Raw genomic sequence first — 26113 nt, forward strand, 5'->3', positions numbered from 1 at the left:
TGGCATCGGCTTTGCCAATCCCTTTTGAAAGTGAGCCCGCCCATCATGGATATGTTACCTTGGATCCTGGTGTCAGGCCTGTTGGTTTCAGTTGTTACTGGTCTGCTGACAGTTCTGCTTGTTAAAGGTATGGAGTAATCCGACCCTTTGCACCCCACGCCTCCGCTTCGGAGGCGTTTTGGTTTCTGGCGGAGAGGAATCTGGGCCTGTTGACCTTTGGTGATAGGGACTATCGCATCGCTGCTTTCACATAGACGTCAAATCGGTTCTTCTTGGTTTCAATTTGAGTAGACGGCGTTTTGCCAGCCAGAAACTCGGCATAATCCGGACGCTTAACCACCACACGCTTGGTCGCCAGTGTATAAGCCGGCTCATACAGACCATCTGCGTCGTCATCTGCGCCTACCAGCGACTGGAAAACACGCATCTCTTTTTTCACCAATGCTGACTTTTTCTTATGCGGGTACATAGGATCGAGATACACCACATCCGGGCGTTCCAGATGTTCGTCATCAACAAGCTTCACCAGCGCATCATGACTTGATGCATGCAGAAGCGACATGCGTTCACTCACCCAACCGCCGATTTCCGGATCCACTTTGGCACGGGCAAGGCCATCATCCAGCAATGCCGCAACCACAGGATGACGTTCAACCATCTGTACCTTACAACCAAGAGAAGCCAGCACAAAAGCATCGCGCCCTAATCCTGCAGTCGCATCCAACACCGTTGGCGTCGCGCCTTTGTTGAGTCCGACTGCTTTGGCAATCGACTGCCCTTTACCGCCCCCGAATTTACGGCGATGACCAACAGCACCGCCGACCAAATCGACGAAAACCGCACCGAGCTTTGGCTCGTCCAGCTTTCTAAGCTCCAATTGATTTTCGGTCAGTACCAACGCAAACAGGGCGTTCTCATCGTGGGTCAGTCCCCAACGGTTGGCAATCTCATTAAGGATGTCAGCGCGTTCTGGCGCTTCACAGGTTAAAGCTATCTGCACCTGGGTTCTCCGGCGTAATATTCGCCGTGAGTATATAACGAAAGGATGAGGTTTGAGGAGAAATAGAAGGCTGGGCGCGGCACCTTGCTAGAGCGCCGCTTCTTTTTCATCGGCCGCTGCTTCGAGGATAAGCTGCTCCATCGGCTTCGGCACACTGAAATAATAACCTTGGGCATAATCCACACCGAGGGAACGTAGACGCATCAGAATGGCGTCGTTTTCCACAAACTCTGCCACGGTTTTCTTGCCCATCTGGGTCGCCAATTGGTGAATCGCCCGCACCATCACATAGTCAGTTTCATCCTCGGCGATATCCCGCACGAACTGGCCATCAATCTTGATGATATCGACAGGTAGGCGCTTGAGATAACCAAATGATGAAAGCCCAGAGCCAAAATCATCCAATGCAATGGTGCAGCCCAGCTGTTTAAGCTTTTTGAACAACTCAATCGCATCACTGAGGTTACCGATAGCCGCCGTTTCGGTGATTTCCAGACTGATTGATGTACTTGGAATGGTGCTGGTTTTGAGCGCTTCAATCAGGAACTGGATAAAACCTTCATCACTCATGGAGCGGCCGGAAAGGTTAATCGATACCATACCCACAGAATCGACATATTCAGGGTAACGCTCAAACCACCCCAAGGTTTTCTCAATCACCCGCTTATCAATCAAATGCGCCATGTTGTAGCGCTCAGCAGCAGGAATGAATTGCCCCGGCGCCACGTTCTCCCCTTTGGTGTCGCGCATCCGCACCAAGACTTCGAAATAGAGTTTTTCTTTCAGGCGGGACGTCACGCTGACAATCGGCTGGGCGTAAACTTCAAATCGGTCTTCCGCCAGTGCCGCATGAATTTTGCTGACAAAGGACATTTCCCGCTCATGACGGCGCAGCTCCTGATCATCTGGACGGTAGAGGTGAACCCGGCTGCGGCCATCATGCTTGGCGGCATAACAGGCTGTATCAGCCTGAGCATGCACCTGCTGAGGTGTGCCAGCGGTTTTATCCAGCATACGGATGCCAACAGAACATCCCAGCGCAAGACGAGTATTCTTCCAATAGAAATCAAGCTCACTCAGCGTATCGAGAATTTTCCTGCCCTGATCCAAAGCATCCTGCTCATTGCAGTCATAACAAATCACCGCAAACTCATCACCACCAAGACGTGCCAACGTCGCACCAATAGGCAGCAACTCACGCAGAACCTGCGCCGTTTGTTTGAGCGCTTCATCACCCGCTTCATGACCCACGGTGTCGTTAATCACGCGGAACTGGTCCAGGTCAATGTAGAACATGGCGTGCGTGGCACCGTTTTCAGTCAAAGTGCCCAGTACATCAACCAATCTGGCTTCAAAATAGTTACGGTTCAGCAAACCGGTCAGGAAATCATGTTGCGCCTGATAACGAAGCTGTTGCTCCATTCGGCGGTTTTCCGTGATGTCCTCTCCTACTAATAAAAGTTGGGATTGCACCTGAGTCGAGCGGATGCTTTCACGAATCCAACGCTCTTTGCCATCACTGGTGCGGTAGCGGATCTCACGGCGACGGATCCCGAACCGCTCCCGATCTTTCCCGTTTAAAAGGCTTCTCGGCGGTAGGCTGCCGTCGGCATAAAAGTCTGTCACTTTATGTCCGAGCATATGGCGTTTAGAAAAGCCCAGCCACTCAGTGGTGCACTGGTTCACGGATTGAATACGCGATTGCTGATCAATGGTCAGCAGCATTACAGGCTGCTGTTCATAGAGCATGCGGTATTCCACCTCACTGCGCTGAAGCTTTTGCTCTGCCAGTTTTCGCTGGCTGATATCACGGGCTTCAAACAGAATTTGTGCGTCTGCATGGCTGTGATCCGGCAAGGCTTTGAGCGCCACGTCCAGAATCACTTCGTTTTGCTGCTCGGACAAAAGACAAACTTCAAAACGGCTCGCCTGTCCTTCAATCAAGGATTCAAGGTGAAGTTTTAGCCTGTCAGCGCTGAGCCATTCTGACCAGCGCCACAGTGGCAAAAAGCCTCGGTTGCCAAACTCGGGAAACAAACGCTGGAATGCGCCGTTGGCGGAAATAACACGTCCCTGATAATCCAACAACGCAATGTATTGGTGACTTTGATCAAACACACCTTTGAACAGTGCCCGGCTTTGCGCCAGCGCCCGCTCACCCTGTTTCTGACGGTTCATATGCTTGGTGAGAATGCCAATGATCACCATGGCAATAAACATGATGGCGAGGCTACTTAGCACTGCATCTCGGTTGGCTTGCCAGAAAGATGGAGGCTGGTTGTTGATGGTGGCTTGAGGAAACTGTCTTATGTCGATATGACGCTTTTTGGCGACATCGTATTCAAAGATAAGCTGATTGGCGTCAGAAATAATCTTTGGCATTTCACCACTGTTTAGCGCTTCAATCAGCAAGCCTGCCTGTACCTTTCCATGGTGTTCGCCATCAACCATGATGCCGCCGACAATGCCGTAAGGCAGCATAAAACTGTTCGCGCCGTAAACCGGCACCGTGGTCGCTTGCGTGACCTTAGTGAGCAAATCGCCATGCTCCATAAAGTCGCCATTGGCATCTTTGAAGAAGGAGACAAACAGAATCACATCGCCCTCTTCCAGCGTGGCGCTCTGCTCAACCAGCTGCTCAAAGCTCACTTTGTGCATGCGGCGAATCTCCACTCCCATATCCTGAGCGCCATCCAACTGACGTGAGATAGCCTGCCAGTACTGGCGGCTGGAATAAGCATCATCCAGTGCGAGCCAAACACGTTCAGTGTCAGGGTGAAGGTTTTTGATCAACGAAACGTTGGCCGGCACGTTAATCAATTCTTCAACCCCACCGAGCATATTAATGTTCTGATACGGCTCGAGACTGGCACTGTTCAAACCGGAAAACACCACAGGCACATTGCCAATTTCTTCAGCAAGTTCGTTGACTAGCCAGAGCGCGGCATTGTCTGTGGTCAGCACTGCATCGTATTGATGCTCTTCAAGGCGAGTCAGATAGAGACGTTTCAGCTCTTCATGATAATCAGGGGATTGGATTCTCTTGGTATCAAGATAGGTATGCTCAACAACAATGTCCTGCCCTTCAACACCCTTCTCGATTCCACGTACAATGGATTCCGTCCAGAAAAAGTCCGGATGGTAGGAATGAATGGCGAGAACCTGATAGGCTGCTAGTGCTGCGCCGCTTTGAAGAAAGAGAACAGTAACAAAAAGCCACTTAAATATTTGGCGCATAGAATGAAGTTGAGCTGTCTTAATTCTGTATCAGTTGTACCACACGGTATTGGGAAGGCTATCAATTGGTCAAGTTTCATGCACGGAAACTGCGGGTAACATGGAGTTTAGTGAATCGCTATGAATGAAATTGCAAAATTAGATGATTTAGATCGCCAAATTCTGCGAACCCTGATGGCGGATGCCAAAGTGCCCTATGCGGAGATGGGGAAACGTTTTTCTGTCAGCCCGGCCACAGTGCACGTGCGGGTTGAAAAAATGAAATCGGCAGGCATCATCACCGGCACCGAAGTTTTGGTGAACACCAAAGCGCTCGGCTACGATGTGTGCTGTTTTATCGGCATCAACCTCTATGCTGCACGGGACTACCACTCGGCGCTGGAAAAGCTTCAACAACTTGATGAAGTGGTAGAAGCCTATTACACCACGGGCGCCTATAACATCTTCGTCAAACTGATGTGCCGCTCGATTGAAGAGCTACAATACGTGCTGATTGATAAGCTTCAGGCGATTGATGAGGTGCAATCAACAGAAACCCTGATTTCCCTGCAAAACCCCATTAAGCGAAATGTCGCGCCTTAATGAAAAACTCCATCGTCCAGAGACAAAAATGCCAGCAAGTCGCTGGCATTTTTTCATTGGAGGCAGGCTTATTCAGCCTCTTCCTGATTAGGCAGATCAGGAATTTCCATCTGCTGCTCTTCGGCCAGCCAACGTGCTACGTCTTTGGCAAAGTACGTCAGGATGCCGTCTGCGCCAGCACGCTTAAAACACATCAGCGATTCCATCACGGTTTTACGCTCGTCGAGCCAACCATTCATCGAAGCCGCTTTGTGCATCGCGTACTCACCGGAAACCTGGTACGCAAACGTCGGTACCTTAAGCTCCGTCTTCACGCGGCGAACCACGTCAAGGTAAGGCATACCTGGCTTGACCATCACCATGTCCGCACCTTCATTCACGTCCATAGCTACTTCATGGATGGCTTCATCGCTGTTAGCCGGATCCATCTGATAGGTTTTCTTGTCGCCACCTTTGAGGTTAGCAGCTGAGCCGACCGCATCACGGAACGGGCCATAGTATGCCGACGCATACTTCGCCGAGTACGCCATGATTTGGGTGTGAATGTAACCCGCCTCTTCCAGCGCTTCACGGATAGCACCGATTCGGCCGTCCATCATATCTGACGGTGCCACGATATCTGCGCCAGCTTCCGCATGGGACAAGGCCTGCTGGATAAGCACCTGAGTAGTTTCGTCATTCAACACGTAACCGTCTTCGTCGGTCAGACCGTCCTGGCCCGACAAAGTGTATGGGTCGAGTGCGACATCAGTGATCACGCCCATTTGTGGTACGTGCTCTTTCAGCAAACGCACGGCGCGCTGCACCAGACCTTCCGGGTTATGTGCCTCGTCAGCAGTGGCTGATTTAAATTCTTTCGGTACAACAGGGAACAAGGCAATCGCAGGTACGCCCAGCTTCGCCAGATATTCTGCTTCGTACAGCATGAGATCGATGGACAAACGCTCAATGCCCGGCATTGACTCTATCGCTTCACGACGGTTTTTCCCCATCAGAATGAACATCGGGTAAATCAGATCGCTGGCGGAAAGCTGGTTTTCCGCCATCAGGCGGCGGCTGAAATCATGTTTGCGCAGACGGCGCATACGACGGGCCGGAAACGCGCCCTGAATGGATACGGTCACGGTATCCTCCTTAATCCAAGTGCTTGAGCTTTGACAGCATCATAGCGGTTACAGTCCAAAGAATCGACGGGTGTTGAGGGTGGTTTGTGTGATCAACTGCTCAGTGTCCTGCTGACGTAATGCAGCAATTTCTGATGCAATATGAGGCAAATAGCAGGGTTCATTGCGACGGGATTTGGGTTTTGGCTTGAGATCCCGTGGCAAAAGATACGGAGCATCGGTTTCAATCATCAGCTTGTCATCAGGGATAAGTGGCACAATAGCACGCAAGGCTTCACCGCGCCTTTCATCACACACCCAGCCGGTAATGCCGATATAAAGCCCAGCCTCCAAGCACGCTTTCAGCTCCTCCTCAGAGCCCGTAAAGCAGTGCAACACGGCGCCCGGCAATTTATCGAGGTAAGGCGTCAGAATGGCCATAAAGCGCTCATGGGCGTCACGGCAATGAAGAAACACAGGCAAGTTGAGTTCAACGGCGAGTTTAAGATGCGCTTCAAACACCGCTTCTTGCTGCGGCCTTGGTGAAAAGTCGCGGTTAAAGTCGAGCCCACATTCACCAATGGCAACAACCTGAGGCTGATTGGCTAAAGCGCGGATAGACGGCAGCGTCAAATCGTCCACAGTTTTGGCATCATGGGGATGAACGCCGGCGGTGGAAAACGCAAAACCCGGCAGAGATGCGGCCATAGCGGCAGCCTCTGGACTGGATTCCAGATCCGTCCCTGTCAGCACCATGGCACTGATACCGGCTTCTTTAGCGCGCGACACGACGTCTTCTCTGTCTTTGTCGAACTGGCTGCTGGTGAGATTCACCCCAATATCAATCACGCTCAATCCTTTTCATTTGATCTGAATAAGAAAAAAGCCAGTGTATCACTGGCTTTCTGGTTCAGCACACGCTCAGGATTAACCCTGGCTTTGCTCTTCATTCTCTTCGTTTTCTTCGCCGCGCGGTTTGTAGAAGCGGGAGAAGAACAGGCCGACTTCAAACAGCAGACACATAGGGATAGCCAGAAGCGTCTGTGAAATGATGTCTGGTGGTGTCAGCAGCATACCGACCACAAACGCCGCGACGACTATGTATGGGCGCTTCTTGCGCAGATCATCAGGCTCTACCGCACCCGTCCAGGTCAGCAGCAAAATCGCTACCGGGATCTCAAACGCCAAGCCGAAGGCCATAAACAGCGCCAGAATGAAATCCAGATAGCTGGCAATGTCTGTGGCTATCTGAACATCTACCGGGGCAATCGAGGTAAAAAAGCCAAACACCAGCGGGAAAACCACAAAGTAAGCAAATGCCACACCGCAGTAAAACAGCAGTGAACTGGAGGCTAACAGTGGGAATATCAGGCGCTTTTCATGTTTGTACAGACCCGGGGCAATAAATGCCCAAACCTGATAGAGGATCATCGGCACTGCAACAAACACCGACACCACTAAGGTCAACTTGATAGGCGTGAAGAAGGGCGAGGCCACATCCGTCGCAATCATGCTGGTACCTTCCGGCAACTGGGAAACCAGTGGCTCGGAAATGAAGGTGTAAATGTCGTTGGCAAAGTAAACCAGCGCCAAGAACACCACCAGCACAGCCAGCAATGCACGCAGCAGACGATCTCTCAGCTCGGTAAGATGGCTGATGAGCGGTTGGGTATCTTCAACAGATGACATAGTTTCTCGACAAAAACTGAAGCCCGGATAAAACCTTACTCGGTTTTATCCTTGGTTGGGCTGGAAGCATTGGCAGCGTCTGCAGCAGGCTCACTTTCGCTTTTCGGGGCGTAAGGGCGCTGAACATCTTCCGCTGCTTTTTTTAGCTCATCTACAGACTGTTGCAGATCTGGTGACAGGTTTTGCATACCCATCTGCTCGGCTTTTTTCAGGTTCTCCTGAAGCTCCTGGATTTTCAGCTCTTGTTCGAGCTCATCTCTCACGGAGCCTGCCATTCTACGCGCCGCACCCACCCATCGGGACACATTGCGGATGGCCACAGGTAAACGTTCGGGGCCGAGCACCACCAGACCGACAACGGCGATCAGGATCAGCTCCCAAAAACCGATATCAAACACGGATTATGCCTGCTCTTTGTCTTTCGCTTCGCTTTTTTGAGCTGTGTTGCTGCCTTTCTCTTCCAGTTTTTCCTGGCCGAAATCAGCATCTTTTTTGTCTTCATCAGACATGGCTTTCTTGAAGCCTTTTACCGCCGAACCCAAGTCGCCACCGATGTTACGCAGCTTTTTGGTTCCGAACAGAAGAATAACGATGACTGCTACGATCAGCAGTTGCCAAATACTAATACCACCCATGCTAGTGTTACCTCTGCGTTATGTGGTGAATAAAAAAGTAACCGGAGTTTATCCCCTCAATGTTACAACTTATTTCTTTAATTTCACTTATTAAATGCGCGCCATGCAAATAACCAGCTAAACAGCGCTGTGCCGCCGGTCAACTGAGGTAAAAGTTCTACCTGATTGCTATACAGTATGGCAGAAGTCACCAGCAGCGTAGCGCCAACGCCCATCAGGAAACGGGCTCGGTTTTGCTGCTTACGCGCCACCATAAAGTCGCGGTACATGGCATCCATTCGTTGGTTAACCTGACGGCCTTGCTTGAGGCTGTCGTAAACCAGCTCTGGCAGCTCGGGCAGTTTCTCCGCCCAGAACGGCGCTCTTTCTTTGATGGCGTTGATCACAGCCTGAGGGCCGACCTGACGTGACATCCAATCCTCAAGGAACGGCTTGGCGGTATCCCACAAATCCAGCTGCGGATAAAGCTGGCGACCCAACCCTTCCACATAAAGCAGTGTTTTTTGCAGTAAAACCAACTGAGGTTGCACTTCCATGTTGAAGCGGCGCGCAGTGTTAAACAGGTTCAGCAGCACATGCCCAAATGAAATATCGCACAATGGCTTTTCGAAAATTGGCTCACACACGGTACGGATAGCAAATTCGAACTCATCGACATTGGTATCATGCGGCACCCAGCCTGAATCGACGTGCAGTTCGGCCACTTTGCGATAGTCACGGTTGAAGAAAGCCAGAAAGTTTTCTGCTAGATAACGCTTATCTTCACGGTTCAGCGTGCCAACAATGCCGCAATCCAGCCCAATCCACTGCGGGTCTTCCGGGTGCTCATAGGAAACGAACACATTGCCCGGGTGCATGTCTGCGTGGAAGAAACTGTCGCGGAATACCTGGGTGAAAAAGACCTGTACGCCGCGCTCAGCCAGGAGCTTGAGATCAGTGCCGTTGGCTTTCAGCCCTTCGATATCAGACACCTGAATGCCATAGATGCGCTCAGACACCATCAGGCTCGAGCGGCAGTAATCGCTGAACACTTCCGGCACATAGAGAATATGGTCGTTTTCAAAGTTGCGGCGAAGCTGAATCGCATTGGCCGCTTCACGCATCAAGTCCAGCTCGTCGAGCAAGGTCTTTTCATACTCACGGACCACTTCCACCGGCTTTAAGCGTCTAGCTTCCGGGAGGAAACGCGCGACCATCCGCGCCATGCGGTACATGAGTTTGATGTCAGCCTGAATGACAGGAAGGATGTCAGGGCGGATCACCTTGAGCACGACTTCGCGGCCGTTTTCTTTCAAGGTCGCGGTATGAACCTGTGCAATCGAGGCGGACGCCAGCGGGGTTTCACTGAAATCATCAAACCAGTTTTCCAGCGGCCCCCCAAGGGCTTTTTCCATTTGCGCTTTGGCAAGCTTGCCGTCAAATGGTTCAACCTGGTCTTGCAGCAAAGCAAGCTGGTCAGCAATCGCAGGAGGAAAAAGGTCTCGGCGGGTCGACATCATCTGGCCGAACTTGATCCACACAGGGCCCAACTCTTGAAGCGCCAAACGCAAGCGCTCACCGAGTTGCTTGTCAGGATGTTGATTCTTCATCCAGAACAGCATTTTTCGCATCAATTGCGGGCCACGGGTTATCGGCTGGTCCGGTAACAGCTCATCCAGCCCGTAACTGAGCTGGACTTGGGTAATTTTGTAGAGGCGGCGGATTTCGCTGGGTGTCATGCGCTCTCCACCTCAGCCAATTGCTTTTCGAACGCTTCAAGTCGGGCTGACAGACGGGAAGCCTGACTCTGAACATCATCGACTTGATCGGCAAAGTAGGCCACTTCCAGCGCACCCGGCGCCAGTCGCCATTCTTCGACCACCAGTTCACCGACATAACGTTGGTTACGCTCGGTCATCTGCTTGAGAAATGCCAGCCCTTGCTGGGCACCACGAACCAGGGTGTGTGCGACCACATCTCCTGTGTAATGTGAGAGCCACTCTGCGATATCCGGGTTAAGGCCATTCAGAAGATTGGAAAACTGCTGGGCGACATCAATATCACCGTCCAGATGCAATTTGTCTTCTTTGATGAGTTTGGTCAGGTTGGCTTTGTCTTTCAGCTGCGGGGCAACGGAAATGGCCAACGCCAAGTCGCAATCTGCGTCACCTTCAAAATCCGCCAGTACATCGATTTGCTGACTGAACACAAACACCAACTGCTTGTTGATATCTGTCAGGCGCACACGCAAGACTTTGCCTTTGAGCCTCGCCAGCCGGCGTTGGCTCTCTACATCCTGCTTGAGCAGGGTGTTTAAGCTGGTCTCAACAACGGCGGTGACTAATGGGTCTAATGGCATTCCCGACCCCTTAGAATTTGTAGCCGCGGTGCAGGGCAACAATACCACCGGTCAGGTTGAAGTATTTGGTTTGCTCGAAACCTGCTTCTTCCATCATGCCTTTCAGGGTGTCCTGATCGGGGTGCATGCGGATAGATTCCGCCAAATAACGGTAGCTTTCGCCGTCATTCGCGATAATTTCGCCCATTTTCGGCAGTAGGTGGAAAGAGTAGGCATCATAGACTTTTGACAGCGGCTCAACGATTGGCTTGGAGAATTCAAGCACCAGCAGACGGCCACCCGGCTTCAGTACGCGGTACATTGAGCGCAGTGCTTTGTCTTTATCAGTGACGTTACGAAGACCAAAGCCAATGGTGATGCAATCAAAGTAGTTATCAGGGAATGGCAGCTCTTCCGCGTTCGCCTGCACGTAATTCACGTTGCCGACGATACCCAGATCGCGCAGTTTGTCGCGACCGACATTCAACATGGAGTTGTTGATGTCTGCCAACACCACCTGACCTTTCTCACCCACGATGCGGGAGAATTTAGCCGTCAGATCGCCAGTACCGCCAGCCAGGTCGAGGACACGATGGCCCGGACGCACACCACTGCAATCAATGGTAAAGCGTTTCCAGATACGGTGAATACCCATGGACATCACATCGTTCATGATGTCGTACTTTGCCGCCACATTGTGGAAGACGTTGGCAACCATACCGGCTTTCTCATCTTTAGCGACGGTCTTGAAGCCAAAGTGGGTGGTATTCTGTTCCGCGTCTTGCGTCACGCCCTGTGTCATATCTGTCATTATTAACCCCTGAGTAACACCGGGCCGGAAAAGAAGAAAACGCCCGATATTTTTGCGCTTAGTGTACTTTACATGCTCAAACAACCACAAGAAGCGCTGTTCAGAGTGATAACAGCACGCCCACTTCAAGGAAAACGCCTGCGGAAATGGTGAGCCACTTCAAAGGCGTTTGACACCGAAGAGGGCGTGCTGAATCACTCCCGAAGGGCGAGTTTAATTGGCTTCCACACTTCGTTGTGGCTTTTCGGTGTAGCCCACTACGCCTTCAAATCCACTCCTTGTTTGAAAGCCAATTACTACTCGCTGAACTCGCCTTCATGCGGTTATTTGAGCATGATGCAGAGCATGCTCAAAGCGCTTAGTGCGCCAAGTGACTGTCCGTTTAATCCTTTGAGACGGGTAAGGTCACAACATCATCATTCTCTTCTGTCGTATCTCTTTTCAGCATAGCTGGGCTGATATCGCGCTTCACTTCCACACCCAGCGTTTTAAAGCTCTCGGCCTGACGCAAAATATTGCCTCGTCCGCTGGAAAGCTTGTTCACGGCGTTTTGATAGCTGTCTGACGCTTTATCGAGCGCCGACCCCATGGCTTCCATGTCAGACACAAACAGACGAATTTTGTCGTAAAGCTTGCCAGCTTTTTCTGCAATAACACGGGCATTCTGGTTCTGATGCTCAAAGCGCCACAGATTATTGATGGTGCGGAGCGCCACAAGCAAAGTGGTTGGGCTCACCAACATGATGTTGTGGTCCAGCGCTTCTCGGATAAGGGAAGGCTCAGCTTCGATGGCAATCTGGAACGCGGGCTCGACAGGAATAAACATCAGTACATAATCGAGGCTTTGAATGCCATGAAGCTGATGATAGTCCTTGCGGCCAAGGCCTCGGATATGACCGCGAATGGCGGCAATGTGCTCGCGCAGTGCATTGTCTTTATCCACCAGCGATTCGGCGTGGTAATAACGTTCATACGCCACCAGTGCCATCTTGGCATCAATCACCACATCCTTCCCTTGCGGCAGGCGTACGATGACATCCGGCTGGTAGCGTTTACCCTGCTCGTTTTCAAGGCTGACCTGAGTCTCGTATTCATACCCTTCACGAAGGCCGGATTCTTCCAGCACACGGGCAAGAACCACTTCCCCCCAGTTGCCTTGCTGCTTGTTGTCGCCTTTGAGCGCCTGAGTCAGGTTAACCGCTTCACGAGTCATGGCCTCATTAAGCTGTTGGAGGTTTTTAATTTCATGCACCAGAGTGTGGCGCTCTTTGGCCTGTTCGCCAAAGCTGTCACTGACTTGCTTACGGAAACCTTCCAGCTCGTTTTTCAAAGGACTCAAGAGAGATTCAAGACTCTGGCGATTTTGTTCATCCACAGTGCGGGTTTTGTGGTCAAAGACTTTGTTGGCGAGCGCTTCGAACTGAATACGAAGACGCTCCTCCGCGCCTTCCAGCAGTTTGATTTTCTCTTCTGCAGCTTCAAGCTGCTCTTCGGTACGGGTTTGCTGCTCGCGAAGGGTCAGCTCCAGTGCCGCTTTGGTATCACGAAGGTTCTCAACGGTATCGGCCAATTGGGCTTTTTCAGCGCGCAGGGTTTCCATCTGGCGCAGCTTTTCTGCCGCTGCAGCGAGCTTGCCATATTGAGTGCGAAGCTCAGAGCTTAAGCGATCACGTTCCAGATCCATGCCATCAAGCTCATCCTGCAAGGTCTGGTTTTCGCTCTTCAGCCGACCAATCTCAGACTGGCTGTGTTTTTCATCAGCTTCCCGCAATTGCTCATGCAAGTCCTGCAGATTTTGTTTTGCCATACGATGGTAAAGCGCCGCCAATAAAGCTGTGAGACCTGCGCCAGCCCCTGCTGCCATCCATACCAGACTGTCTGAAAACAGCGCTTCAAGCTGCATGCCGATACCCTTTTATTTCCAATACGCTAACTGTATTGAAGGCTAATCAGACACTGGATAAATGTCCAGCTTTTCTATTGAGCAGATCTTGCTCTAGACTGCCGCATTCTCTCCCTCATTTTTTATAAGTGATTCTCCTATGAACGACCGCCTTGCGATTAGCTACGGATTGGCTGCGGTGCTCCTTTGGTCGACCGTCGCGACGGCTTTTAAAATTACCCTGAGCTATATGACTCCGATTCAGATGCTGGCTGCCGCCAGTGTGGTTTCGGCAATTTCTCTGGCTGCGGTGGCAGGCTTTCAGGGCAAATTGCACCTGTTGACGTCTACCTTTGCCAAACGACCGCTGTATTACCTGCTGCTCGGGCTTATCAACCCGCTCATTTATTATCTGGTGCTGTTCAAAGCTTATGATTTGTTGCCCGCTTCCCTCGCGCAGCCATTGAACTACAGCTGGGCGATCACCCTGACGCTGATGGCAGCGGTATTCCTAGGCCAGAAAATTCGTAAACAGGATTGGGTTGCGGCGGCGCTGGGTTATGCCGGTGTGGTGGTCATTGCCACCAAAGGAGATATCTTCGGCCTGCAATTCGACAGCCCATTAGGTGTCGGATTAGCGCTGCTTTCCACGGTTTTGTGGGCGGGTTACTGGATTTTGAACGCAAAAAACCAAGCCGACCCAGTAATTGGGCTGCTGCTTGGTTTCTTACTTTCTTTGCCGTTTTCGATTGGACTTAGCCTGTACTCCAGCGACTGGAGTGGCATTCCATGGCAAGGCTGGGCGGCGGTGACCTATGTCGGTCTGTTCGAGATGGGCATTACTTTTGTGCTTTGGCTTAATGCCATGAAGCTTGCCACTAATACCGCCAAGATCAGTAACCTGATCTTTATTTCACCTTTTATTTCGCTGATCTTGCTGTCGCAAATTATTGGAGAACAAATTCATCCTACGACCTTAATCGGTCTGGTAATGATTGTTGTCGGTTTGCTGATTCAGCAGCGAAAAGGGAAAGCGAAATAATCAGGCGCTGCGCTGCGCGAGATAGTCGCGCAGCTCATCGACAGAAATACCGTCGTTTGCCAGCTCTTGCGCCAATTCCAGCACACGCTCACCTTTGCGCTCATCAATCACTTTATTGAACTGGTGTACCAGCTCGCGAAGACCACTGATTGGCACCTGACGCGCAGCGCTTTTTACGCGCTCTTCACTCATGCCGCTCAATTCAGTGAGCAATTTACCGAACATCATTTTTTCCGGAGATTCTTCTAGCATCTCCAGATGACGAGCTAATTCAATTGTCGACATCGACATAATATTTAACTGCCTGTGTATGTATTTACGAAGGAGTGTGCGAACAGCCTTTGATTTGGCTGGCACCCCGAAATCGGGAAGATCTGAGAAATTCGCACACTAAATATACTTCCCAAGCCAAATAAGCAACAAAAAAATACCCGCTAATGAGCAATTAACGGGTAAATGGTGGAATAACGGTTGTCGAGACCGTCGCGCTTTTCGCGTCTTATTAGTGAATTCGCTAAGTTTTACGCTTCTGCGGTATGCCAGCGTTTACCTTTCGACGACCACAACAGCAAAAGGCCTGGTGCCAGCAGCAACATGTGAAAGACCAGAAGGTGTGGCTCAGAAAGACCTGCGCGTTGTGTCAGGCTGACCAACACACCTGCACCACTCATCTGGAAAAGACCCAGCAAAGCGGCTGCCGTTCCTGCACGTTGACCAAACGGCTCCAGCGCTTTACCCGCCGCTGAGCCCAGAATCCAGGCGAAACCAAATGATGACAGGAAGACAGGCACCATAAATGCCCAGGCAGCTTGTGTGGTGCTAAGTGCAGCCATCAGGCCACCTGCAAACACCAGCAGTAGCATGCCGGCATTCAGGGTTTTGCGACTACCAAATTTATCCATGACTTTTGGCGCCGTCATGGATGCTGTGATGTTCAGCACCGCATTGACACCAAACCACAGGGTGAATTGCTCCATGGTAAGGCCAAGGCCATTAATCAGGCGAACCGGTGCTGAGGTGACGTAAGCCAAAATAACCGACATCGCCAGCATACAAAGCACAGCGTGATACACAAACACTGGCTCTTTCAAAACCTGCCAGTAACGCGAAGGGCTCAGCAGTTTACCACTGCTGTCCGTGTCTGTCGGACGGGTTTCACGGAACAGGGTCAATACCAGTACTAAGGCCACCAGCGCATACGCCATCATAAAGCTGAAGTTTGAACGCCAGCCAAACTGAGCAGTTAGCCATGCCCCCAAAAGCGGTGCCAGCGCAGGAATGAAACAGATAGCGCCGTTAAGGTAGCTGATCATCTGCCCGCTTCGTTTACCGCCAAAACTGTCACGCACGGCAGCGAATGCACACACAGAAGTTGCACAAGCGCCTGCACCTTGCATCAGACGGGCAAAAAGCAGCGCATCCAGCGAGCTTGCAACCCAGGCAAAGCCCGAGCTCAAGCTGTAAATCACGATACCAGCTATCGCGACTGGCCGGCGACCATAGCGGTCTGCCAAAGGTCCTGCCAGAAGCTGGCCAAGACCCAGACTTACCATAAACCAGGAAATAGTGTCCTGAATTCGGGTAGAGGCCACATCAAACTCTGCCGCCATCAGTGGCATCGCAGGCAAGTAAATATCGATTGCCAGTGGGCTGAACAGCACCAGCAGGACCATGAGGGCCACAAGTCGGCTATCAGGCTTGGAAGAAGGGGTAGACATAAAGAACTCCTGATGATTTGAGGCGGAGTGTAGTGGGATTTTGATATGAACAAAAATGGTTTATATTCAGGTCAGACATTCCCATCAGGAATAATACTGAATGAACCTCAACCAACTGCTTCGTTTCGATCTAAGCCTGCTGATCTGTCTTCATGTATTACTGGAAGAAAGCAACGTCACCCGGGCTGCGCAGCGTCTTCATCTCAGTCAATCCGCGGTCAGTAAGAACCTCGCCAAGCTTCGAGAGCAGTTTGATGACCCCTTGTTCAACCGCACTTCCCGTGGCCTTTACCCAACGCCGAAAGCCTTGTCCTTAAAACCGGGACTGAAAAGCCTGCTAGGGCACATTGAAGGGCTGACAGTCTCGGATGAATTCAACCCGGCAACCAGCGATCGCCGTTTTCACTTCTCACTGGTCGAAAGTGCCTATCCTCTGCTGCTTCCCCGATTTTTAGGTGAAATCCTCGACGCAGCTCCCTCAATCACGCTGGATACCCAAGCTTGGAGCGGGCAAACTTTCGACGCCATGGCACGTGGTGAGGTAGATTTTGGCATTACGGGAAAAGACCTTAACCCTGCTGACGCCATGCTGACGATGATGCCGCCGAAAGGCATCATCTATGAGGAGCTTTATCAGGATGAGCAACGGGTGATAGTGAGAAAAGATCACCCCGTGCTAAATGAAGCAAAATGGGATTTGGATACCTACCTGAAACAGCGACACGTTCAGGTCAGGTGTGATGGTAGCGATCGCTGGCTGCTTGACTATAAACTTGCAGAGCGGGGCATTGAGCGCGACATCGCAATGTATGTACCGGATTTCAACAGCGCGGCGAGCCTTTGCACCCATACCGACCTGGTGTTTACCGCGCCGGCGCATTTTGCAGCAGCCGTCGCTAAGCAACTCAATTTACACGTGTTGTCATTGCCAACACCTTTACCGCCCATGGCATATACCCTGTTCTGGCATCAAAGTCAGCAATCCGATCCTGGTCATAGCTGGTTACGGCAGCTGATTATTTCACGTTGTCGACATATGACAGAAATTGCAGCGGCAGATGAAAACAGATAGCTTAGACAACCAAAGACCCCTATACGATCACCCAAATAAGGACGAAGAATGCACGCCATTATTGCGCAGCGCGTCGATGCATTGAGACGCTGGCTGGAAGAACAGGCACTGGACGCTCTGATCATTCCTCATGAAGACGAATTTCTCGGCGAATACATCCCCGAGCACAATGAACGCCTCCACTGGGCGACAGGTTTTACTGGCTCAGCGGGCGCGGCGGTTATCGCGCGAGACAAAGCCGCGATGTTTGTTGATGGCCGCTACACGGTACAGGTACGCAAGCAAGTGCCCGGTGACATTTTCGAATACCGTCATCTGATTGAAGAGCCTGCCCTGCAATGGCTGCAAGACAACCTACCTCAAGGCAGCAAAGTTGCCGTTGACCCACGCCTTCACAGCGCCAACTGGCTGGCATCTGCCGAGAAACTGGTCGAGGGTAAACTGGATTTGGTGTGTGTAGATACTAACCCGGTCGATACTGCATGGCATGATCGTCCTGCTCCCCTGCTAACCAATGCAAGGCTGATGGGCACCAACATTGTGGGTCAAAACAGCGAAGATAAACGCCGTGAAATCGGTACTGCGATTGCTAAATCCGGCGCTGATGCAGCGCTTTTAAGTCAGCTCGACAGCATCTGTTGGCTTCTGAATATCCGTGGTGGCGATGTATCACGTCTGCCCGTGGTGCTGGCCAGCGCTATCGTCAATGCCAAAGGCGAAGTCACTCTGTTTATCGACCCTGCGCGCCTGCCTGAAGGTTTCTCAGCGCATGTGGGCGAAGGCGTATCGGTTCAAGCTCCAGAAGCACTGGAATCGGCTCTGGCTGCACTATCCGGCCAATCTGTGTTGGTCGACCCGCAAACCAGCAATGCCTGGGCAAGTCAGGTACTGAATCAAAACGGTGCCATTATCGTTCACGCTGCCGACCCATGCATGCTGCCAAAAGCGGCCAAAAACGCAGTAGAAGTCGCAGGTATGAAAGCAAGCCATGTCCGCGATGGCGTGGCAGTCAGCCGTTTCCTTGCCTGGCTGGATAAAGAAGTCGCGGCGGGCAACCTGCCAAACGAAGCCGAGCTTTCAAACAAGCTCTACAGCTTCCGCGAACTGGATAAAACACTGGCAGATTTGAGCTTCGATACTATCTCAGCAGCAGGTGGCAATGCAGCTATGTGCCATTACAACCACCTGAATCAGGCTGACCCGGGCGAGCTTGAGCTCAACAATGTCTATCTGGTGGACTCAGGCGGTCAATATCCGGATGGTACGACCGATATCACCCGCACTGTTGCGATTGGTGAATGTTCCGACGAAGTGAAGCAAGCTTTCACTCTGGTACTGAAAGGCCATATCTCTCTGGCAACTGCACGTTTTCCGAAGGGTACCGCTGGTAGCCAACTGGATGCGCTGGCGCGTCAGCACCTGTGGGCTAACGGCTTCGACTACGACCATGGCACAGGCCACGGCGTAGGTCACTTCTTAAGCGTCCATGAAGGTCCTCAGCGTATTGCCAAAGCGCCGAGTACCGTTGCACTGCTGCCAGGCATGGTGCTGTCAAATGAGCCAGGCTATTACCGCGCTGATGCCTTTGGTATCCGCATCGAAAACCTGGAGTTGGTGGTAGAAGTACCAACCCAGGGCGACATGACTGTGCTTGGTTTTGAGTCATTAACCCGCGCTCCAATCGATCGCCGCTTGGTGGACGTATCACTGCTGACTGACAACGAGATTGCCTGGTGGAACGATTACCACCAGAAAGTGTGGCAGGACGTTAGCCCGGCGCTGGGAGGGGAAGACTTGGCGTGGCTTGAACAGGCAACTGCCGCCCTTTCACGCTAGATGTTAACACCAAGGAGAAGAGCGCCGATTGGCGCTCTTTGTTTACACAATAACTCTGTTTATTATCCAGAATATCCCTGCTCCCAGTCCTTCCAAACCACCTCAAAACCTGCCGCTTTCACCGCAGTAGCCACCGCACTGGCACTGCGCTCGTCAGAGACCGAAAACTGCTCAAGCTCAGGTTCATCATCAGCGTAACCACCAGGCTGGGTTTTCGAAGCTGCTGACATCGAAGTGATCCCAAGCGGCAATACTTTATCCCGAAATTCAGGCGACTCTCGGGTCGATAAAGAAAGCTCCACTTCTGAATTGAGCAACCTGTAGGCACAGATAAGCTGAACCAGTTGCCTATCCGTCATCACCGACTTTGGCTGTACCGCCCCCTCACAAGGACGGAGCCTTGGGAAGGAAATCGAGTAACGGCTTCGCCAGTAGGTTCGCTCCATGTACTCAAGGTGACTGGCGACAAAGAAGCAATCCGTTCGCCACTCATCCAGTCCAATCAGAGCACCAATGCCAATCTTGTCGATCCCTGCCTGGGCAAGCCTGTCAGGGGTATCAAGACGGAAAGCAAAATCCGTCTTGTTACCACGCAGATGATGTTCGGCATAGGTCGAGCGATTATAGGTTTCCTGATAGACCATCACTGCATCCAAACCTAATGCTTTCAATTCAGCATAATCCGCAGTTTCCATCGGCTGGACTTCCATAGCGAGGTAGCTGAAATGCTGCTTAATGGCAGGCACTGAGGTTCTAAAGTAGTCCATCCCCACTTTGGTTTGATGCTCACCCGTTACCAAAAGAATGCTATCGAAGTTCATTGCTTTAATCGCTTCGCACTCACGCTCAATGTCATCCAATGACAGGGTACGTCGCTTGATACGGTTTTCCATTGAAAAGCCGCAATAGGTACAAGCGTTGGCGCAAAGGTTCGACAGATAAAGCGGCAAGTAGAAATTGACCGTATAGCCGAATCGACGCCGGGTCAGCGCTGCAGATTGCTGCGCCATCGCTTCAAGGAAGGGCTCCGCGGCGGGCGAGATCAGCGCCTTGAAGTCTTCCAAGTTCCGCTTTGGCTTAGCCAGTGCCCGCTGAACATCCGCTTCCGTTTTACTGTAAATCGAGAGACGGATATCATCCCAATTAAGCGTCTGCCAATGATCAGAAAAAGCCATATCTCCTCCCGTCACGCCAGCTCATCAAGAAAAGCAGTGAGTGGGCTGGAGGCAACAGCTTGTTTTACCTGACCTGCTAAGCCTGACTCATACGCCATGCGTCCTGCTTCTACGGCTAACTTGAAGGCCTTAGCCATCGCGACAGGGTCGGCTGCCGCAGCAATGGCCGTGTTAACCAGCACCGCATCTGCACCTTTTTCCATCGCCTCAGCAGCATGGGAGGGTGCGCCAATACCCGCATCAACCACCACTGGCACTTTGGCCTGATCGATGATGATGTCGAGAAAGTCTCGCGACGCAAGGCCTTTGTTGCTGCCAATGGGCGCACCAAGGGGCATGACAGCCGCACAACCAGCTTCTTCCAGATGCTTACAAAGCACAGGATCGGCATGGCAATATGGCAGCACCACAAACCCCTCTTTGACCAGTGCTTCAGCCGCTTTCAAGGTTTCAATCGGGTCAGGCATCAGGTATTTGGGATCAGGATGAATTTCGAGCTTCAGCCAGTTCGTTCCCAGCGCCTCACGGGCAAGTCTTGCGGCAAAAATAGCTTCTTTCGCCGTCTTTGCCCCCGACGTGTTAGGTAACAGATTCACGCCCGACGCAATCAGTGGCGCCAGAATGTCATCATCACGCTTTTGGATATCGACACGTTTTAGCGCCATGGTAACCAACTCGGAGCCACTTTCGGCGATACTTTCTGCCATCACCTGGATGCTTGAGAACTTTCCTGTTCCGGTAAACAGGCGAGAGGAAAATGTTTTATCTGCAATTTTCAACATGGTTAACCTCCGGCAATGGCCTGAAACATGGCGACCTGAACCCCCTCAGTCAGTGGTGTAGATTGCCACTGGCTCCGAGGGATAATTTCACCGTTCAGAGCTATCGCCACCGACTGTTCAGGCAGAGATAATTCGTTCACCAATGCCAGCAAATCGCTGGCAGTTTTTGGCGAGTAGGCTTCATCATTAAGCCAGATCTGCATGTGAGATCTCCTTATTTAGAAGTGCGCGAGGCTGACAAATGGCACACTCAGGATCGCGAGCAACCAGCATCTTTTTGAGCGAAAATGACAGACCATCAAACTGAAAGAAGTTAGGTGACAGCCTTTCTCCAATCAGTAGCTTAAGTGCTTCTAAAGCCTGAAAATTTCCGATAATACCCACTACTGGCCCCACGACACCTGCACTCTGGCAACTCCTCGATTGAGGGTTCTGATGGGAGGGGAATAGGCAGTGATAACAAGGCGAGGAAGAGGTTCTGAAATCGAAAGTCATCAGTTGACCTTGCCAACCAATACCTGCACCAGAAATCAATGGCTTGCCCAATTTCACGCAGGCGGCATTCACCGCCTGCCTGGTTGCCATGTTGTCGCTGCAATCCAGCACGATATCGGCTAGGGAAGCTTCGAGCTCCAACGCCATTCCATCAAGCTGACGAGTGACGGGGCGACATTGGATGAGGCTATTTAACCCGTTAAGTTGTTCGCTCAGCGCTTTCGCCTTACCTTTACCCAAGTCCTTTTCACGATAAGCAATTTGCCTCGGCAAGTTTGAACGCTCCAGCATATCGCCATCAGCCAGCACTAACTGTCCGACTCCTGCCCCGGCCAAATACTGCGATGCCGCAGTTCCAAGACCACCACATCCCACTATCAGTACTTTGGCTTGGGAAAGTTTCAGTTGCGCCTCTTCGCCCCAGTTATCCAACATGATTTGGCGACTGTAACGGTCAAACTCACAGTCTGACAGACTAGCTTTGTTCGACGACGATACGCTCATTTCTCGCCTCCTCTGTCAGCACCTCAGAGAATGATTGAAGCGTTGCCGCCAAGTCACAGGACTGGGTGACCGCCCGCACAACGGCGATCGCATCCACACCGCTTTGCCAAACTTCTAGGGTTTTAGCGAGATCAATGCCACCAATAGCCACTGTCGGTACTTTCCCTGCTACTGTCGCTAAATGCTTCGACAACTGCGCTACACCCTGGGGAGGCGTCGGCATCTGTTTGGTTGGGGTTGGGAAAATATGGCCGATGGCTAAATAGCTAGGCTTTAATGACAATGCTAAATCCAGTTCATCGGAAGTCCGGGTGGACACTCCAAGGCGAATGCCAGCAGTGGCTATTGCATCCAGATCCGCCGATTTCAAATCGTCCTGACCCAGATGGATCCCATATGCACCGGCATCGAGAGCCTTTTCCCAGTGATCGTTGATAAATACCTGAGCCTGACAGAGGCGGCCGCAAGCGACAGCCTCTTTGATCATGGCATCAAGATTAGGATGGTTAGCGTCTTTAACCCTAAGCTGAACCGTACGCACACCAAACGCCAGCAAACGCTTCAACAGGGCAATATCATCAACCACCGGATAAAGAGGGCCAATGCCCCCGTCCATCCTTGGAAACACGGGAGAGGTGTTCATAGCACCTCCTACGCTTTCTGGTGGTATAGTTCGCTGCCTTTGGCGAGAAATTCCGCCGATTTTTGTTTCATGCCTTCAAGCGGATCTTCCAGCATTTTCACTTCAATGCCTTCGCCTAGCTCAAGGCCTTTAGCATAATCACGAACTTCATGACTGATTTTCATTGAGCAGAATTTAGGACCGCACATTGAGCAGAAGTGTGCCACTTTGCCCGATTCCTGAGGGAGAGTTTCATCGTGATAAGCGCGCGCAGTATCTGGGTCGAGCGCCAGATTGAACTGATCTTCCCAACGGAATTCGAAGCGCGCTTTAGACAGGGCATTGTCACGTACCTGAGCACCAGGGTGTCCTTTTGCCAAATCAGCCGCATGAGCACAGAGCTTGTAGGTAATCAGGCCGACTTTCACGTCATCTTTATTCGGAAGACCTAAATGTTCTTTCGGTGTCACATAGCAAAGCATGGCGCAGCCAAACCAGCCGATCATCGCCGCACCAATACCTGAAGTGATGTGGTCATAGCCCGGAGCAACGTCTGTCGTCAAAGGTCCAAGCGTGTAGAAAGGTGCTTCGTGGCAATGCTCTAACTGCTCTTCCATGTTTTCTTTGATCATGTGCATTGGCACATGGCCTGGGCCTTCAATCATCACCTGAACGTCGTACTCCCAAGCAACCTTAGTCAACTCACCAAGAGTACGGAGCTCTGAGAATTGAGCTTCGTCGTTAGCATCGGCAATAGATCCCGGACGCAGACCATCGCCCAGCGACAATGCCACGTCATACTTCGCACAGATTTCACAAATCTCGCGGAAGTGAGTGTAGAGAAAACTTTCCTGATGGTGCGCCAGACACCACTTGGCGATGATAGAGCCACCTCGGGAGACAATGCCAGTGACACGTTTAGCTGTCATTGGTACATAACGAAGCAGTACGCCAGCGTGGATAGTGAAGTAATCAACACCCTGCTCTGCCTGCTCAATAAGAGTGTCGCGCATCACTTCCCACGTCAGGTTTTCAGCGATACCGTTTACCTTCTCAAGTGCCTGATACATAGGAACAGTACCGATTGGCACAGGGCTGTTTCTAAGGATCCACTCGCGAGTTTCATGGATGTTCCGACCAGTCGACAAATCCATGACCGTATCTGCACCCCAGCGGGTCGACCACACCAACTTCTCGGTTTCCTCTTCAATCGATGAGGTGACTGATGAGTTACCGATATTTGCGTTCACCTTCACCAGAAAATTGCGGCCAATGATCATTGGCTCAGATTCAGGGTGGTTAATATTGGAAGGAATGATCGCGCGGCCTTCCGCAACTTCTTTACGAACAAATTCCGGCGTAATTTCTTTTGGAAGGTTAGCACCAAAGTTCTGACCTGGATGCTGACGGTTCAGTTGCTCATCTGCATATTGCTGGCGACCCATGTTTTCACGAATCGCGATGTATTCCATTTCAGGCGTGATGATACCCTGACGTGCATAGTGTAGCTGGGTAACACACTGCCCATTTTTGGCTCGACGCACGGACGGTAGATTACCAAAACGAAGCTCATCCAGTGTGTCATCATCCAAACGTGTCTTGGCAAAATCTGACGTCACACCATCAAGAAGTTCAGTATCACTCCGCTCTTCTATCCAGCGCTCACGCAGCTTTGGCAGACCCGCATAAATGTCAATTTCGTAGTCAGGATCGGTATACACACCAGAGGTGTCGTAAACACGAACTGGCTCATTTTCTTCAAACTGGGGGTTATCTTTAGTGCCACCAATGAGGCTTGGTGCTAGGGATATTTCACGCATGCCCACCCGGATATCTGGACGTGAGCCTTCTACATGAACTTTAAGAGAGTTAGGAAAGGGTTGTACCGACAGGTTGTCGATAAAGGCTTTTGCTTCGTTTCTGGCTTGTTTACGGTTCGACATAGCATTACTCCAATATATTTTGGGGAATAAATGCTTGCCGGATTTGCTGAGCAAGAGGTGTGGCGAAACTTATGGATATGGCTATCCCTGAACACCACTATTGTTGTTCTCTTGTTCCCTTCGCAGGTATTAGCCTGATCAGGTTCAACGGATCCTGCTTTCGCAGTCTCAGCCAAATGGCACTCCGACAAGTATCAGCGAACGAGTATAGGGAATGCTTTCCGTTATCTCAACCACTCAAAGTGATTAACCGCGCATTAACAACTGAAAGCCTGCCCAAGCAGCAAAGATACAGATAACAACATTAAGCACAACATTCAGGCCCATTTTGAACCACTCACCCTGTTGAAGCAGCAAAACGTTATCCATAGAAAACGTGGAAAAGGTAGTGAGCGCCCCAAGAAAACCTAGTCCAATAAGATGGCGCCAAGGACCTGGAGAAAAGACTTCTTGCTCCAAGGCGGCAACGAGTAGCCCCATGATAAATGAGCCCACGACATTAACCGTCAAAGTGCCATAAGGGAACCCGCGCCCTAGCATCACAGCGCATAGCTCGGAGATGAGGTAGCGAGAACAGGCACCAAATGCACCTCCAATCGCAATATAGAAGAGTAAAGCCGCTTGATTCATGGCGTTCAAACCCATGCTATCGAAAAAACCAAGCTGACATGATACGCCTTAAAGAACCTATTCGCTAAGGCGATCTTTTAGCCAATTCAAATGCTGAACTGAATGGGGGAACAGTAGATACGAAAAAGCCCCAGCATTTCTGCTGAAGCTTCGATTTTGGCAAGGGTGGTGGGATTCGATCGGACTGGCGCCCCAGCCCCCAACAATTAGCTCGCAGAGCCAAATGCCATATATGAAAAAGCCCCAGCATCTCTGCTGAGGCTTCGAATTTGGCAGGGGTGGAGGGATTCGAACCCCCAACACGCGGATTTGGAATCCGCTGCTCTGCCAATTGGAGCTACACCCCTATACGCAAGCTATTTTAATGGTTATCAGTTAAATAGCCAGTGTTGATTGGGGAAAGCCAAACCAAGTGGACAGAATTCATACAAGATTATGATTCTTCGGCAAGATTCTTTTGCTTGTACTTGTTAAATACCAACAAGGCAATCACCGCTGGCCCTGCAACCAAAGCTGCAATAGCACTACATAGCAATGTCATTTGAAGTAAAGCTGACAAATCATTCATCTGGTGATCCCTTTATCCCTGTTAGATAAGCTGATAATACCGCGATGGTATATAAAAAAAGTCTCAGTGATAAGAACCGCTGGCAAGTATTCCATTCATTGCATAAATAAAAGTGAGAGAAGTTAACAATGATCACTCTTTGTATGCTTTTTAATACATTAGATCTAGGCGTTATATCCCTATAAATCAAATTATTAGCATTTAACCACTCATTAATTGTGGACAGGCTTGTGTTTTGAGTTCCAGACAGGGAGTATGAAAAGCTCAAGGAAGATAAGCACCGAAAAAAGGCTCTTAGTGACTAGGTGCAAAAAGAAAACAAACACGCCGCTTAGATAATTCTACGCTTAAAAGCTTAATTATCATGTTTATTTTGGATTAATTTCAGTTAGTTAGCGCGACGCTTTCAGAAATTGAAGAAGGCTAGTATCTGGCCCTAAAGTGCGAAGTACTTTTCCGGGTCGCACATA

General features: G+C 51.0%; 25 protein-coding genes, 1 tRNA gene and 1 riboswitch. Of the genes, 4 read left to right on the forward strand and 22 right to left on the reverse strand.

Annotated features, from left to right (window positions below; translation table 11 throughout):
- Positions 1–229 precede the first annotated feature (229 nt).
- Both RN22_RS15075 and RN22_RS15080 read right to left on the reverse strand, forming a co-directional pair.
- The gene (locus tag RN22_RS15075; RefSeq protein WP_046305555.1) at positions 230–1000 is read right to left on the reverse strand and encodes a class I SAM-dependent methyltransferase; all 771 of its coding nucleotides are present in this window, start codon (positions 998–1000) and stop codon (positions 230–232) included.
- Positions 1001–1087: 87 nt separating this feature from the next.
- On the reverse strand, positions 1088–4237 hold the full coding sequence (locus RN22_RS15080; protein WP_046305556.1) for an EAL domain-containing protein: 3150 nt from the start codon (positions 4235–4237) through the stop codon (positions 1088–1090).
- A gap of 120 nt (positions 4238–4357) precedes the next feature.
- On the opposite strand from RN22_RS15080, the gene asnC reads away from it, so the two are divergent.
- Positions 4358–4819 carry a transcriptional regulator AsnC gene (gene asnC / locus RN22_RS15085; RefSeq protein WP_002541578.1) on the forward strand — a complete coding sequence of 154 codons (462 nt, stop codon included), beginning with the start codon at positions 4358–4360 and terminating at the stop codon, positions 4817–4819.
- A gap of 68 nt (positions 4820–4887) precedes the next feature.
- On the opposite strand, the gene hemB is transcribed toward asnC, so the two are convergent.
- From hemB to rmuC, 9 genes are all read right to left on the reverse strand, one after another.
- A complete protein-coding gene (gene hemB, locus RN22_RS15090; protein ID WP_002541579.1) occupies positions 4888–5943 on the reverse strand; it encodes a porphobilinogen synthase in 1056 nt (351 codons plus the stop codon).
- Between the two features lie 48 nt (positions 5944–5991).
- Complete coding sequence (gene tatD, locus RN22_RS15095) at positions 5992–6771, reverse strand: 3'-5' ssDNA/RNA exonuclease TatD (RefSeq protein ID WP_046305557.1); 780 nt, start codon at positions 6769–6771, stop codon at positions 5992–5994.
- Between the two features lie 78 nt (positions 6772–6849).
- Entirely contained in the window at positions 6850–7611 is a 762-nt protein-coding gene (tatC, locus tag RN22_RS15100; protein WP_002541581.1) for a Sec-independent protein translocase subunit TatC, read from the reverse strand.
- 35 nt (positions 7612–7646) lie between these two features.
- The gene (tatB, locus tag RN22_RS15105) at positions 7647–8009 is read right to left on the reverse strand and encodes a Sec-independent protein translocase protein TatB (protein WP_002541582.1); all 363 of its coding nucleotides are present in this window, start codon (positions 8007–8009) and stop codon (positions 7647–7649) included.
- Positions 8010–8012: 3 nt separating this feature from the next.
- A complete protein-coding gene (gene tatA / locus RN22_RS15110) occupies positions 8013–8246 on the reverse strand; it encodes a Sec-independent protein translocase subunit TatA (RefSeq protein WP_002541584.1) in 234 nt (77 codons plus the stop codon).
- A gap of 83 nt (positions 8247–8329) precedes the next feature.
- Positions 8330–9964: a ubiquinone biosynthesis regulatory protein kinase UbiB gene (ubiB, locus tag RN22_RS15115; protein WP_046305558.1), complete on the reverse strand. Its 1635-nt coding sequence runs from the start codon at positions 9962–9964 to the stop codon at positions 8330–8332.
- The gene (locus RN22_RS15120) at positions 9961–10584 is read right to left on the reverse strand and encodes an SCP2 domain-containing protein (protein WP_046305559.1); all 624 of its coding nucleotides are present in this window, start codon (positions 10582–10584) and stop codon (positions 9961–9963) included. Before RN22_RS15120 ends, ubiB begins: the two co-directional genes overlap by 4 nt.
- Before the next feature lie 10 nt (positions 10585–10594).
- Positions 10595–11374: a bifunctional demethylmenaquinone methyltransferase/2-methoxy-6-polyprenyl-1,4-benzoquinol methylase UbiE gene (gene ubiE, locus RN22_RS15125; RefSeq protein WP_046305560.1), complete on the reverse strand. Its 780-nt coding sequence runs from the start codon at positions 11372–11374 to the stop codon at positions 10595–10597.
- Between the two features lie 382 nt (positions 11375–11756).
- Positions 11757–13277: a DNA recombination protein RmuC gene (gene rmuC / locus RN22_RS15130; protein WP_046305561.1), complete on the reverse strand. Its 1521-nt coding sequence runs from the start codon at positions 13275–13277 to the stop codon at positions 11757–11759.
- Positions 13278–13416: 139 nt separating this feature from the next.
- Between rmuC and RN22_RS15135 the strand changes: the two genes are divergently transcribed.
- Positions 13417–14298 (forward strand): DMT family transporter, encoded by an 882-nt coding sequence (locus RN22_RS15135; RefSeq protein WP_046305562.1) that lies wholly within the window; start codon positions 13417–13419, stop codon positions 14296–14298.
- Here RN22_RS15135 and RN22_RS15140 read toward each other — a convergent pair whose 3' ends face one another.
- Positions 14299–14589: a hypothetical protein gene (locus tag RN22_RS15140; protein WP_002541590.1), complete on the reverse strand. Its 291-nt coding sequence runs from the start codon at positions 14587–14589 to the stop codon at positions 14299–14301.
- A gap of 230 nt (positions 14590–14819) precedes the next feature.
- Positions 14820–16016 carry a multidrug effflux MFS transporter gene (locus RN22_RS15145; protein WP_046305563.1) on the reverse strand — a complete coding sequence of 399 codons (1197 nt, stop codon included), beginning with the start codon at positions 16014–16016 and terminating at the stop codon, positions 14820–14822.
- A 100-nt stretch (positions 16017–16116) separates the two neighbouring features.
- Between RN22_RS15145 and RN22_RS15150 the strand changes: the two genes are divergently transcribed.
- Complete coding sequence (locus tag RN22_RS15150; RefSeq protein WP_046305564.1) at positions 16117–17088, forward strand: LysR substrate-binding domain-containing protein; 972 nt, start codon at positions 16117–16119, stop codon at positions 17086–17088.
- Between the two features lie 48 nt (positions 17089–17136).
- Positions 17137–18924 (forward strand): aminopeptidase P family protein, encoded by a 1788-nt coding sequence (locus tag RN22_RS15155; RefSeq protein WP_046305565.1) that lies wholly within the window; start codon positions 17137–17139, stop codon positions 18922–18924.
- A gap of 62 nt (positions 18925–18986) precedes the next feature.
- Here RN22_RS15155 and thiH read toward each other — a convergent pair whose 3' ends face one another.
- From thiH to RN22_RS25565, 9 genes are all read right to left on the reverse strand, one after another.
- A complete protein-coding gene (thiH, locus tag RN22_RS15160) occupies positions 18987–20099 on the reverse strand; it encodes a 2-iminoacetate synthase ThiH (RefSeq protein WP_046305566.1) in 1113 nt (370 codons plus the stop codon).
- Between the two features lie 11 nt (positions 20100–20110).
- A complete protein-coding gene (locus tag RN22_RS15165) occupies positions 20111–20881 on the reverse strand; it encodes a thiazole synthase (RefSeq protein ID WP_046305567.1) in 771 nt (256 codons plus the stop codon).
- A 2-nt stretch (positions 20882–20883) separates the two neighbouring features.
- Entirely contained in the window at positions 20884–21084 is a 201-nt protein-coding gene (gene thiS / locus RN22_RS15170) for a sulfur carrier protein ThiS (RefSeq protein ID WP_046305568.1), read from the reverse strand.
- Positions 21068–21880 carry a HesA/MoeB/ThiF family protein gene (locus RN22_RS15175; RefSeq protein WP_046305569.1) on the reverse strand — a complete coding sequence of 271 codons (813 nt, stop codon included), beginning with the start codon at positions 21878–21880 and terminating at the stop codon, positions 21068–21070. Before RN22_RS15175 ends, thiS begins: the two co-directional genes overlap by 17 nt.
- Complete coding sequence (gene thiE, locus RN22_RS15180; protein ID WP_046305570.1) at positions 21852–22523, reverse strand: thiamine phosphate synthase; 672 nt, start codon at positions 22521–22523, stop codon at positions 21852–21854. The genes RN22_RS15175 and thiE overlap by 29 nt, the downstream gene beginning before the upstream one ends.
- An 8-nt stretch (positions 22524–22531) precedes the next feature.
- A complete protein-coding gene (thiC, locus tag RN22_RS15185) occupies positions 22532–24445 on the reverse strand; it encodes a phosphomethylpyrimidine synthase ThiC (protein ID WP_046305571.1) in 1914 nt (637 codons plus the stop codon).
- Between the two features lie 98 nt (positions 24446–24543).
- Positions 24544–24642: riboswitch (TPP riboswitch) on the reverse strand.
- 49 nt (positions 24643–24691) lie between these two features.
- Positions 24692–25075, reverse strand: a complete 384-nt coding sequence (gene crcB, locus RN22_RS15190) for a fluoride efflux transporter CrcB (RefSeq protein WP_046305573.1) — start codon at positions 25073–25075, stop codon at positions 24692–24694.
- Positions 25076–25345: 270 nt separating this feature from the next.
- Positions 25346–25422, reverse strand: a tRNA-Trp gene (locus tag RN22_RS15195).
- Positions 25423–25508: 86 nt separating this feature from the next.
- Positions 25509–25643 carry a hypothetical protein gene (locus tag RN22_RS25565; protein WP_002541604.1) on the reverse strand — a complete coding sequence of 45 codons (135 nt, stop codon included), beginning with the start codon at positions 25641–25643 and terminating at the stop codon, positions 25509–25511.
- Between the last annotated feature and the right edge of the window lie 470 nt (positions 25644–26113).

The sequence above is a fragment of the Grimontia sp. AD028 genome (assembly GCF_000973155.1).
Taxonomy (GTDB): Bacteria; Pseudomonadota; Gammaproteobacteria; order Enterobacterales; family Vibrionaceae; genus Enterovibrio; species Enterovibrio indicus.

What these genes read in the sequence shown, in the direction of transcription:
- tatC (WP_002541581.1), bottom strand. Translation starts at nt 7,611, where the DNA reads ATGTCATCTGTTGAAGATACCCAACCGCTCATCAGCCATCTTACCGAG.
- thiC (WP_046305571.1), bottom strand. Translation starts at nt 24,445, where the DNA reads ATGTCGAACCGTAAACAAGCCAGAAACGAAGCAAAAGCCTTTATCGAC.
- asnC (WP_002541578.1), top strand. Translation starts at nt 4,358, where the DNA reads ATGAATGAAATTGCAAAATTAGATGATTTAGATCGCCAAATTCTGCGA.
- tatA (WP_002541584.1), bottom strand. Translation starts at nt 8,246, where the DNA reads ATGGGTGGTATTAGTATTTGGCAACTGCTGATCGTAGCAGTCATCGTT.
- RN22_RS15175 (WP_046305569.1), bottom strand. Translation starts at nt 21,880, where the DNA reads ATGAGCGTATCGTCGTCGAACAAAGCTAGTCTGTCAGACTGTGAGTTT.
- RN22_RS15120 (WP_046305559.1), bottom strand. Translation starts at nt 10,584, where the DNA reads ATGCCATTAGACCCATTAGTCACCGCCGTTGTTGAGACCAGCTTAAAC.
- RN22_RS15155 (WP_046305565.1), top strand. Translation starts at nt 17,137, where the DNA reads ATGCACGCCATTATTGCGCAGCGCGTCGATGCATTGAGACGCTGGCTG.
- thiS (WP_046305568.1), bottom strand. Translation starts at nt 21,084, where the DNA reads ATGCAGATCTGGCTTAATGATGAAGCCTACTCGCCAAAAACTGCCAGC.
- RN22_RS15140 (WP_002541590.1), bottom strand. Translation starts at nt 14,589, where the DNA reads ATGTCGATGTCGACAATTGAATTAGCTCGTCATCTGGAGATGCTAGAA.
- RN22_RS15145 (WP_046305563.1), bottom strand. Translation starts at nt 16,016, where the DNA reads ATGTCTACCCCTTCTTCCAAGCCTGATAGCCGACTTGTGGCCCTCATG.
- crcB (WP_046305573.1), bottom strand. Translation starts at nt 25,075, where the DNA reads ATGAATCAAGCGGCTTTACTCTTCTATATTGCGATTGGAGGTGCATTT.
- RN22_RS15135 (WP_046305562.1), top strand. Translation starts at nt 13,417, where the DNA reads ATGAACGACCGCCTTGCGATTAGCTACGGATTGGCTGCGGTGCTCCTT.
- RN22_RS15150 (WP_046305564.1), top strand. Translation starts at nt 16,117, where the DNA reads ATGAACCTCAACCAACTGCTTCGTTTCGATCTAAGCCTGCTGATCTGT.
- ubiB (WP_046305558.1), bottom strand. Translation starts at nt 9,964, where the DNA reads ATGACACCCAGCGAAATCCGCCGCCTCTACAAAATTACCCAAGTCCAG.
- thiH (WP_046305566.1), bottom strand. Translation starts at nt 20,099, where the DNA reads ATGGCTTTTTCTGATCATTGGCAGACGCTTAATTGGGATGATATCCGT.
- RN22_RS25565 (WP_002541604.1), bottom strand. Translation starts at nt 25,643, where the DNA reads ATGAATGATTTGTCAGCTTTACTTCAAATGACATTGCTATGTAGTGCT.
- RN22_RS15080 (WP_046305556.1), bottom strand. Translation starts at nt 4,237, where the DNA reads ATGCGCCAAATATTTAAGTGGCTTTTTGTTACTGTTCTCTTTCTTCAA.
- ubiE (WP_046305560.1), bottom strand. Translation starts at nt 11,374, where the DNA reads ATGACAGATATGACACAGGGCGTGACGCAAGACGCGGAACAGAATACC.
- RN22_RS15165 (WP_046305567.1), bottom strand. Translation starts at nt 20,881, where the DNA reads ATGTTGAAAATTGCAGATAAAACATTTTCCTCTCGCCTGTTTACCGGA.
- thiE (WP_046305570.1), bottom strand. Translation starts at nt 22,523, where the DNA reads ATGAACACCTCTCCCGTGTTTCCAAGGATGGACGGGGGCATTGGCCCT.
- rmuC (WP_046305561.1), bottom strand. Translation starts at nt 13,277, where the DNA reads ATGCAGCTTGAAGCGCTGTTTTCAGACAGTCTGGTATGGATGGCAGCA.